The following is a 9,412-nucleotide window of genomic DNA, read 5'->3' as shown; positions in this document are numbered from 1 at the left end:
AAAACACAACCCGCTACGGGGGAGACTTACCCGAAATCTGATTTATTCAACAAAGCCCCACTGAGTTTAAGCCGGATACGTTCAGCAATCTGGCGCGCCAGATCTGACGGGGTATTCGTCAGCATGAGCACAAACTCCTCTCCGCCGATCCGCGCCGCAATATCCTGTGGCCGCACCGAGTCGGTCAGCAGGTTAGAGACAAACTGTAAAACCTTATCTCCCTGCAAATGGCCGTAGCAGTCGTTAATCCGCTTGAAACGGTCAAGATCGCTTACGACCACTGAGACAGGATGTGCAGGCGTTGCCGTACTGAGTGCATGATTTAATGAATCATAAAAATAGCTGCGATTATAAAGTCGGGTAAGCGGGTCGCGGATCGAATTTTGATAAGACTGCTGGTATTTAAGATGAGAGTCACGATACAAATTAAATACGTCGGAAAGCAGGATGAAAATAATTATTAACGTAGCGACAGTTTCAAATAATCGCGCCCGGTACCATGACACATCTTCTGCATATCCACTTAACAGTAACATTAATAGCGTAACAATATAACAGACGCACAAAAAATTGCCGCCAACCCAAAAGAGGTTCCTTACCTTTGTTATTGTCATAAGCGTAATGAGCGTGACCGCCCACAGGACGATCAGAATAATATTGATCGTCTGGCTCCAGAGCACCATAAACTGGCGGGTTTCATTATCGACAAGGTCCAGAGCAAGCATGGTTGAATGGCTGGAGTAGAACCATGCCAGACCAAGCATACAGCCTGTGAAAAGCGATGCGCCGAAAACAATGGCGATATGGGCGCTTCGTGAGACAGGGGAAGCGCGCAGCGTATACAGCATGGCCGAGACTAAAATCAGCACCGCCATTAAAAAGTGGCGGAACATATAGAAAATCATTGCGTCGTTATAATTCGCCTCGTTGAACTGATAGAGATCCAGCCAGGCCGGGAAGCTGGACAGTGTCCCTACCATAGTAACGCTGAGCCGGCAAAGGCCAGGGCAATGGGAACAAGATATAACCGCCTTCTGTCGCACCAGTATTTCATAGTCATAAAACAGGCAATAAACAGATGGAATACTAAAAGAAATATCGTCAGCGTAGGGAAAAACAGGGGAGAAAACGAAGGCACCCATTGAACAAGTTTTATAAATAACCCTTGTAACAGAGCAATGATAACAATGCATCCAAGTGAGAAGCTGACAAAGCGGTTCTTTACAAATCGACAGATCGCAAGCATAGAAAATTTTAAAAATAAAAAAGAAAAAGGGATTGCGAAGAGTCTAAAGGAGGGTGATAAAAAATACTTTGCGCACGGACAAGAACGGATGAAATTTAATATTCACCATGTGAATATGTTTTCACAAATGCATTTTTTGAAATGATAAGTTTTATGAATGGATGCGGTCCGAAGAGACCACATCCATCAGGATATTAGCGTGGGGATACGGTGACCTGGCTGCCGTTGCTTGCCAGAACAACACGCTGGCCAGCAGAGAAGCGAGTATTACCCTGTTTCTGCACAACCATAATGGTGCTGCCATCGTCCTTACGGATTTCCAGTTCAACGCCCTGAGTTTTGTTCATCGCACCCTGAACGCCCTGACCCGCTACGCCGCCTGCAACTGCGCCCGCTGCGGTAGCCAGAGAACGTCCGGTGCCGCCACCAATGGTATTACCCAGGAAACCGCCCAGCACAGCACCACCGATTGCGCCCACGACGTTCGTGTCATCGCCACCCTGAATCTGAACAGGACGGGCATTAACGATAGTACCGTATGTCACGTTCTGTACCTGTTTAGCTTCAGAAGCACTATATACGTCGCCGGAGAGTGAACTGTCATTCACACAACCCGCCAGTGTTAAACCAATCAGCGAAACGCCCAGTACACGTAAAATCATTTGACTCTCCTGTTCACCAAAAAACGCCCGGTTGGGGCATCCGTTATGGCTAAATTATATGGCATTCCTGACCACAGTTCCTATCTTTGCATGCCGAATAGGTAAATTTTACTTGAATACGGCTTAACGGAACATAAACAAAAACGGCCTGTGTTACAGATCTGAGATTGTTAAAAATTATTATTGCCGCATAGCAAAGCCGCGTCATTTATGGTGGAGTGTTTGCACTAAGCCCACGTAACGTAAGGAAAGCGCATGAAATCGGGTCGCTATATCGGTGTGATGTCTGGTACCAGTCTTGACGGTGTGGATGTTGTTCTGGCCGCCATTGATGAAAACATGGTGGCGCAGCAGGCAAGCCTGAGCTGGCCTATTCCGGTCTCGCTAAAAGAAGAGATCCTGAATATCTGCCAGGGGCAGCAGCTGACGCTTTCCCAACTGGGCCAACTGGATGTGCGTCTGGGGGCGCTGTTTGCTGATGCGGTACTGGCGCTGATGCAGCAAGAACGACTCCACCCGCAGGATATCGTGGCAATAGGCTGCCATGGGCAGACCGTCTGGCATGAACCTGTCGGCGAGGCGCCGCACACGATGCAAATTGGCGATAACAACCAGATTGTGGCAAAAACCGGCGTGACGGTGGTGGGCGATTTCCGTCGTCGCGATATGGCCCTCGGCGGGCAGGGGGCGCCGTTGGTACCGGCATTTCATCAGGCGCTGCTGGCGCACCCTGTCGAGCGCAGGATGGTGCTGAACATTGGCGGGATCGCCAACCTGTCGATGCTTATTCCCGGTCAGCCCGTGCGTGGGTACGATACCGGCCCCGGTAATATGCTGATGGATGCCTGGATTTGGCGTCAGAGCGGTAAACCCTACGACAAAGACGCGCAGTGGGCCAGCCAGGGGAAAGTCATCCTTCCCTTGCTGCAAACCCTGTTAAGCGATCCTTTCTTTGCTCTGCCCGCGCCGAAAAGTACGGGGCGAGAGTATTTCAACTACGGCTGGCTTGAACGTCAGCTGGCACGGTTCCCGGGCCTTGCGCCTCAGGATGTGCAGGCTACGCTGACCGAGCTTACCGCCGTGTCGATTTCTGAACAGGTGTTGCTGAGCGGCGGCTGTGAGCGTTTGCTGGTATGCGGGGGCGGCAGCCGCAACCCGCTGGTGATGGCACGCCTCGCCGCCTTGCTGCCGGGTACCGAAGTCACGACCACGGATGAAGCCGGGATCAGCGGAGACGATATGGAAGCGCTGGCCTTCGCCTGGCTTGCCTGGCGTACGGTTGCTGGTCTCCCGGGGAATTTACCCTCCGTAACCGGTGCGCGGGAGGCGAGCGTCCTCGGGGCCATTTTCCCCGCCAACCCGCGCCATAATCAGAGTTAACTGAAATTCAGCGGGAGGCGTAACCCGTAAAATAGGGAAAAACAGGAGGGCGGTTAGGCCCTCCAGGACCAGGATAGTCTTCGGAATCTGCCCATGAAAAAACTCCTTCTTATTGCTGTACCTTTTCTTATGACCGGATGCAGCGTCTATAACCAGTTCGTTGAGCGTATGCAGACCGATACGCTGGAATATCGTTGTGATGAAAAACCGCTGACGGTGAAGCTGAACAACCCTCGTCAGGAAGCCAGCTTTGTTTACGACAATAAATTGTTAACGCTGAAGCAGGGGATGTCGGCCTCCGGTGCGCGCTACTCAGACGGAATTTACGTCTTCTGGTCAAAAGGCGACGGTGCCACCGTCTACAAGCGTGACCGCATTGTGCTGAACAATTGTCAGCTTGAAAATCCGAAGCGTTGAGATTTTTGAAGGGGGCGCGCACAATAGCGCCACCCAATCTCACTTTCAGCTAACGCCATGTCAGATAACGACGAATTACAGCAAATTGCGCATCTGCGCCGTGAATACACCAAAGGCGGTCTGCGCCGCCAGGATCTTCCCGCCGAACCGCTGGTGCTTTTTGAACACTGGCTGAAGCAGGCCTGCGAAGCGAAACTGGCCGACCCGACGGCGATGGTGGTTGCGACGGTTGATGAAAACGGTCAGCCGTACCAACGCATCGTACTGCTCAAGCATTATGACGAGAAAGGGCTGGTGTTCTACACCAACCTTGGCAGCCGTAAAGCGCATCACCTGGAAAATAATCCGCGCATTAGCCTGCTTTTCCCGTGGCATATGCTTGAGCGCCAGGTGATGGTCACCGGCAAGGCGGAGCGCCTCTCTACGCTCGAAGTGGTGAAATATTTCCACAGCCGCCCGCGCGACAGTCAGATCGGTGCCTGGGTCTCTAAACAGTCCAGCCGAATTTCAGCCCGCGGCGTGCTGGAGAGTAAATTCCTCGAACTCAAACAGAAGTTTCAGCAGGGAGAAGTGCCGCTGCCGAGTTTCTGGGGCGGGTTCCGCATCCCCATTGAGCAGATGGAATTCTGGCAGGGCGGTGAGCACCGCCTGCATGACCGCTTTTTATACCAGCGCGACAACGGTGGCTGGAAAATAGACCGACTGGCGCCGTAATCCCCAAAATTTGTTGATTTAAGCGCTAGCGCACACCGCGCTGGCGCTTTATTCTATGTTCCTTTCGCATCAGGCGAAAAGTCGTGTACCGGCAAAGGTGCAGTCGTTAATACATGGAGAATTTGATGGCAAGCAGTAACTTGATTAAACAATTGCAAGAGCGGGGCCTCGTGGCCCAGGTGACGGACGAGGAAGCGTTAGCAGAGCGACTGGCGCAAGGCCCGATCGCGCTCTATTGCGGCTTCGATCCCACCGCTGACAGCTTGCATTTGGGGCATCTTGTTCCATTGTTATGCCTGAAACGCTTCCAGATGGCGGGCCACAAGCCTGTTGCCCTGGTGGGCGGCGCGACCGGTCTGATTGGCGACCCAAGTTTCAAAGCCGCTGAGCGTAAGCTGAATACCGAAGACACCGTGCAGGAGTGGGTGGATAAGATCCGTAAACAGGTCGCACCGTTCCTGGATTTCGACTGCGGTGACAACTCTGCGATTGCAGCGAACAACTACGACTGGTTTGGCGGCATGAACGTGCTGACGTTCCTGCGTGACATCGGCAAACACTTCTCTGTTAACCAGATGATTAACAAAGAAGCCGTGAAGCAACGTCTTAACCGTGACGATCAGGGTATCTCTTTCACCGAGTTCTCCTACAACCTGTTGCAGGGCTATGACTTCGCCTGCCTGAACAAGCTGCACGGCGTCTCTCTGCAAATTGGCGGTTCCGACCAGTGGGGTAACATCACCTCCGGTATCGATCTGACCCGTCGCCTCCACCAGAACCAGGTGTTTGGTCTGACCGTGCCGTTGATCACCAAAGCAGACGGCACCAAGTTCGGTAAGACCGAAGGCGGCGCGGTATGGCTGGATCCGAAGAAAACCAGCCCGTACAAATTCTACCAGTTCTGGATCAACACGGCGGATGCCGACGTTTATCGCTTCCTGAAATTCTTCACCTTTATGGATATCGAAGAAATCAATGCGCTGGAAGAAGAAGACAAGAACAGCGGTAAAGCACCACGCGCCCAGTACGTGCTGGCGGACGAAGTGACCAAACTGGTTCACGGCGAAGAAGGTCTGGCGGCGGCGAAGCGCATTACGGCAAGCCTGTTCAACGGGACCCTGAGCGATTTAAGCGAAGCGGATTTCGAACAGCTGGCGCAGGATGGCGTGCCGATGGTAGAGATGGAAAAAGGCGCCGATCTGATGCAGGCGCTGGTAGACTCCGAGCTACAGCCGTCTCGCGGTCAGGCGCGTAAAACCATCGCCTCTAACGCCATCACTATTAACGGTGAAAAACAGGCCGATCCGGAATACACCTTTACCGACAACGACCGTCTCTATGGTCGCTACACGCTGCTGCGTCGCGGTAAGAAAAATTACTGCCTGGTCTGCTGGAAGTAATTAAAAGTATGCAGGGGCGTGGGAAACCACGCCCCTTTTGTTTTGACAGGGTTTGGTAAGTACACCATGAAGAACATCCTCGCCATTCAGTCCCACGTTGTTTTTGGACATGCTGGCAACAGCGCTGCGGAATTTCCGATGCGCCGCCTCGGGGCCAACGTCTGGCCGCTCAATACCGTCCAGTTCTCGAATCATACCCAGTACGGAAAATGGACCGGCTGCGTGATGCCGCCGTCGCATCTGACGGAAATCGTTCAGGGTATCGCGGAAATAGACCAGCTTAAACGCTGCGATGCCGTACTGAGCGGCTATCTGGGTTCGGCGGAGCAGGGGGAGCATATCCTCGGCATTGTGCGCCAGGTGAAAGCGGCAAACCCCGCGGCGAAATATTTCTGCGATCCGGTGATGGGACATCCTGAAAAAGGCTGCATCGTAGCGCCGGGCGTTGCGGAGTTCCATGTTCGTCATGCATTGCCCGCCAGCGATATTATTGCCCCCAACCTGATTGAACTGGAGATCCTGTGCGAGCATCCGGTTAACAGCGTAGAAGAGGCTGTACGCGCCTCTCGCGAGCTGATCGCCCAGGGGCCGGAGATTGTACTGGTTAAACACCTGGCACGCGCAGGGTTGAGCCAGGACCGTTTTGAGATGCTGCTGGTGACGAAAGATGAAGCCTGGCATATCAGCCGACCGCTGGTGGATTTCGGTACACGTCAGCCCGTCGGTGTCGGTGATGTGACCAGCGGTTTGCTGCTGGTGAAGTTATTGCAGGGCGCGAGACTGCGCGATGCGCTTGAGCACGTGACGGCAGCTGTTTATGAAATCATGATTGCGACCAAAACGATGCTGGAATATGAGCTACAGGTCGTTGCGGCGCAGGATCGCATCGCGAAGCCGGAGCACTATTTCAGCGCCACTCGGTTATAACCGTCCAGAGTTCGTAGGCCGGGTCAGCGTCAGCGCCACCCGGCAACACAGGCCACTCGGTTAATTCAACCCTTCCGCTTTCAGCGCCGCCGCCACCGCCGGACGCTCGGCCACGCGCGCCATATACGACGCCACATGGTCTAACCCGTCCATGTTCAGCTTAACCGCGCGCGCCCAGCGCAGAACGGTAAACAGATAGGCATCGGCGATGGTGAAACGCGAGCCACAGATCCACTGGTCGTCTTTCAGCGCGTCGTTAACGTACTGCAACTTTTTCTCCAGCAGCGCGCGCACGGTAGGTTTGTACTCTTCGGGCGTGTCCGGGCGGAACAGGGGCGTAAAACCTTTGTGCAGCTCGGTGGCAATATAGTTCAGCCACTCCAGCGTTTTATAACGTGCAATGCTGCCGGTGGGGGCCAGAAGCTGACGATCCGGTACGTTGTCCGCCAGGAATTGCATAATGGCCACGCCTTCAGTCAGCAGGGTGCCATCATCCAGCAGCAGGGCCGGAACCTGCCCTTTTGGGTTAATCGCAAAAAAGTCATCCCCGTTTTCCAGGCGCTTTTTCATCAGGTCAACGCCGTCGAGCGTGAAATCTTTACCGCTCTCGCGAAGGGTAATATGTGAAGCAAGAGAGCAGGCGCCCGGTTTATAGAACAGTTTCATCGGTAACTCCTTTTTGCTGAGGTTCCAGCTATGTTAGTGCGCGTTCGGATAAAAAAAAAGCCGCTAATCAATTAGCGGCTTCTGTTCAGTCGTTTCCCGATGACATTACGCGTTCGCGGTTTTGATCGCTTTAGCGGATTTGTCGTCGTCCTGCGTCATACGATTCAGTTTTGGTGCGGTCAGCAGCATCAGCACGGCAATCACGGCGGTCGCGATACCAATCTGCATGAACACGGTGCCGTAGACATTCAGGGAAACCAGCGGGTCGGTAACGTTCTCTGGTACCGCCATCAGGTTTGCAATCTTACCGGCGATGATGGCTGCGCCAGCGGTAGTCAGGAACCAGCTACCCATGATGAAGCCCATCAGACGCTGAGGAACCAGCTGTGCAACCATCGCCAGGCCCAGACCGGAGATCATCAGCTCACCGATGGATTGCAGCGCATAGCTCAGGATCAGCCAGTTAACAGACACGATACCCGCATCGGTCGCGAATTTCGTTCCCAGCGGCAGCACCAGGAATGCGCCAGAGCACAGCACCATACCGATAGCGAACTTGTGCGGCATCGGCAGACGGTCGCCCATCTTGTTATAGATAGCGGCCAGAATCGGGCTACCAATCATGATCCAGAACGGGTTCAGGGCCTGATACTGCTCCGGCTCGAACGCGATACCGAGGATGGAGTGCTCAACATTGCGGATAGCGAAGAAGTTCAGAGACGTTGGCATCTGGCTGTACAGAACGAAGAAGATGATCGCTTCCAGCATCAGGATGAATGCCACAATCATCTTACGACGTGCCGCACCCTGCATTGCAAAGGCTTCTTTTGCGAAGATGATAACGATACCCAGTGCAACCACGCCCAGTACCGCGCGAGCAACGCCCTGGTTGTGCAGCAGCCAGGTGGCGACAGCGGCCAGGATCACCACGCCGACGATGGTGGCCAGCAGTTTGCCCATATGCACGGGTTCGAAGTCTGGTTTGGAACCATAATCTTTAACCCAGCTACGGCAGAACAGGAAGTTTACAACGGTAATCAGCATACCCACGAAGCTCAGCGCAAACGCTACGCTCCAGCCGAATTTTGCGGCCAGCCATGGGGTAGCCAGCATAGAGAAGAAGGAACCGATGTTGATGGACATGTAGTACATGGTAAATGCACCGTCCAGACGTGGGTCATCTTTGCTGTAGCAGGTAGAGAGCAGGGAAGACGGGTTCGCCTTGAAGAGGCCGTTACCTACCGCGATGGTAGCCATACCCATGTAAACCACACCTGCATCGTGCCCGGACCAGGCAACCAGCCCATAGCCAATCGCCAGAACGACGGCGCCCAGCATAATGACACGTTTAGTACCAAGGACTTTATCGCCTAACCAGCCGCCGATGGCGACCAGGCCATATACCAGGGCGCTGAAGGAAGAGAACAGCGTGATGGAATCGGCTTCAGACATACCCAGCTGTTTAACCAGGTAAACCGCCATGATCCCTTGCAGGCCGTAGTAGCCAAAACGCTCCCATAATTCGATAGAGAAAATGAGATAGAACGCTTTAGGCTGTTTGAAAGCGTTAAGACTTACGCTCTCTTCTGTTGGTTTATTGTTTGCAGTAGACACATATACCTCTTTTTTTACATCCCATATTAACGGGGGTGTTCATAGCGTGATGACCGTAGTCCATCCGCTTTATAGTTATATTGGGAGGGGAAACGGCGGGTAATGTTCACTATCCAGCCCCATCTGGCAATACGTTTGTAATAATCTGTTACATATAACTCTGGCGGTATAATCATCGGTTCACGCAAATGTTATGCAGCGTTAAATTTCATCCGTTGAAAATTGGTGGTTTTTTTCACTGTAAATGACCCTGTTAAACGGCTGTATGGCGATATGTTCTGCTATTTTGGGTCAATGGCAGTGATATAGCCCATATTCTGAAAAATGACTGGTCTTATGTGCGGTACAGGGTCAACGAAATCTTGTCTGGCAAAGGGGTTAAGCAG

General features: G+C 53.1%; 8 protein-coding genes and 1 pseudogene. 5 read left to right on the top strand and 4 right to left on the bottom strand.

Annotated features, from left to right (window positions below):
- Positions 1–26: 26 nt before the first annotated feature.
- Both ACOTX7_RS16050 and slyB read right to left on the bottom strand, forming a co-directional pair.
- A pseudogene (locus ACOTX7_RS16050) lies at positions 27–1,246 on the bottom strand (MASE4 domain-containing protein).
- Positions 1,247–1,440: 194 nt separating this feature from the next.
- Positions 1,441–1,908, bottom strand: a complete 468-nt coding sequence (slyB, locus tag ACOTX7_RS16045; protein ID WP_003857604.1) for an outer membrane lipoprotein SlyB — start codon at positions 1,906–1,908, stop codon at positions 1,441–1,443.
- 255 nt (positions 1,909–2,163) lie between these two features.
- Between slyB and anmK the strand changes: the two genes are divergently transcribed.
- The 5 genes from anmK (at position 2,164) to pdxY (ending at position 6,746) form a co-directional block, all read left to right on the top strand.
- Entirely contained in the window at positions 2,164–3,288 is a 1,125-nt protein-coding gene (gene anmK / locus ACOTX7_RS16040) for an anhydro-N-acetylmuramic acid kinase (RefSeq protein WP_006808995.1), read from the top strand.
- Positions 3,289–3,381: 93 nt separating this feature from the next.
- A complete protein-coding gene (gene mliC / locus ACOTX7_RS16035) occupies positions 3,382–3,705 on the top strand; it encodes a C-type lysozyme inhibitor (protein ID WP_375714045.1) in 324 nt (107 codons plus the stop codon).
- A 57-nt stretch (positions 3,706–3,762) separates the two neighbouring features.
- Complete coding sequence (gene pdxH / locus ACOTX7_RS16030) at positions 3,763–4,419, top strand: pyridoxamine 5'-phosphate oxidase (RefSeq protein WP_221255885.1); 657 nt, start codon at positions 3,763–3,765, stop codon at positions 4,417–4,419.
- A 125-nt stretch (positions 4,420–4,544) separates the two neighbouring features.
- Positions 4,545–5,819 (top strand): tyrosine--tRNA ligase, encoded by a 1,275-nt coding sequence (gene tyrS / locus ACOTX7_RS16025; protein WP_032673504.1) that lies wholly within the window; start codon positions 4,545–4,547, stop codon positions 5,817–5,819.
- Between the two features lie 66 nt (positions 5,820–5,885).
- Positions 5,886–6,746: a pyridoxal kinase PdxY gene (gene pdxY, locus ACOTX7_RS16020; protein ID WP_221813623.1), complete on the top strand. Its 861-nt coding sequence runs from the start codon at positions 5,886–5,888 to the stop codon at positions 6,744–6,746.
- A gap of 60 nt (positions 6,747–6,806) precedes the next feature.
- Here pdxY and gstA read toward each other — a convergent pair whose 3' ends face one another.
- The gene (gstA, locus tag ACOTX7_RS16015; protein ID WP_006808991.1) at positions 6,807–7,412 is read right to left on the bottom strand and encodes a glutathione transferase GstA; all 606 of its coding nucleotides are present in this window, start codon (positions 7,410–7,412) and stop codon (positions 6,807–6,809) included.
- A 105-nt stretch (positions 7,413–7,517) separates the two neighbouring features.
- Positions 7,518–9,026: a dipeptide/tripeptide permease DtpA gene (gene dtpA / locus ACOTX7_RS16010; RefSeq protein ID WP_006808990.1), complete on the bottom strand. Its 1,509-nt coding sequence runs from the start codon at positions 9,024–9,026 to the stop codon at positions 7,518–7,520.
- Between the last annotated feature and the right edge of the window lie 386 nt (positions 9,027–9,412).

Source organism: Enterobacter cloacae complex sp. IR5418, from assembly GCF_049238105.1.
In the GTDB taxonomy this organism is placed as follows: domain Bacteria; phylum Pseudomonadota; class Gammaproteobacteria; order Enterobacterales; family Enterobacteriaceae; genus Enterobacter; species Enterobacter hormaechei.
This window is presented reverse-complemented; position numbering and strand designations above follow the sequence as displayed.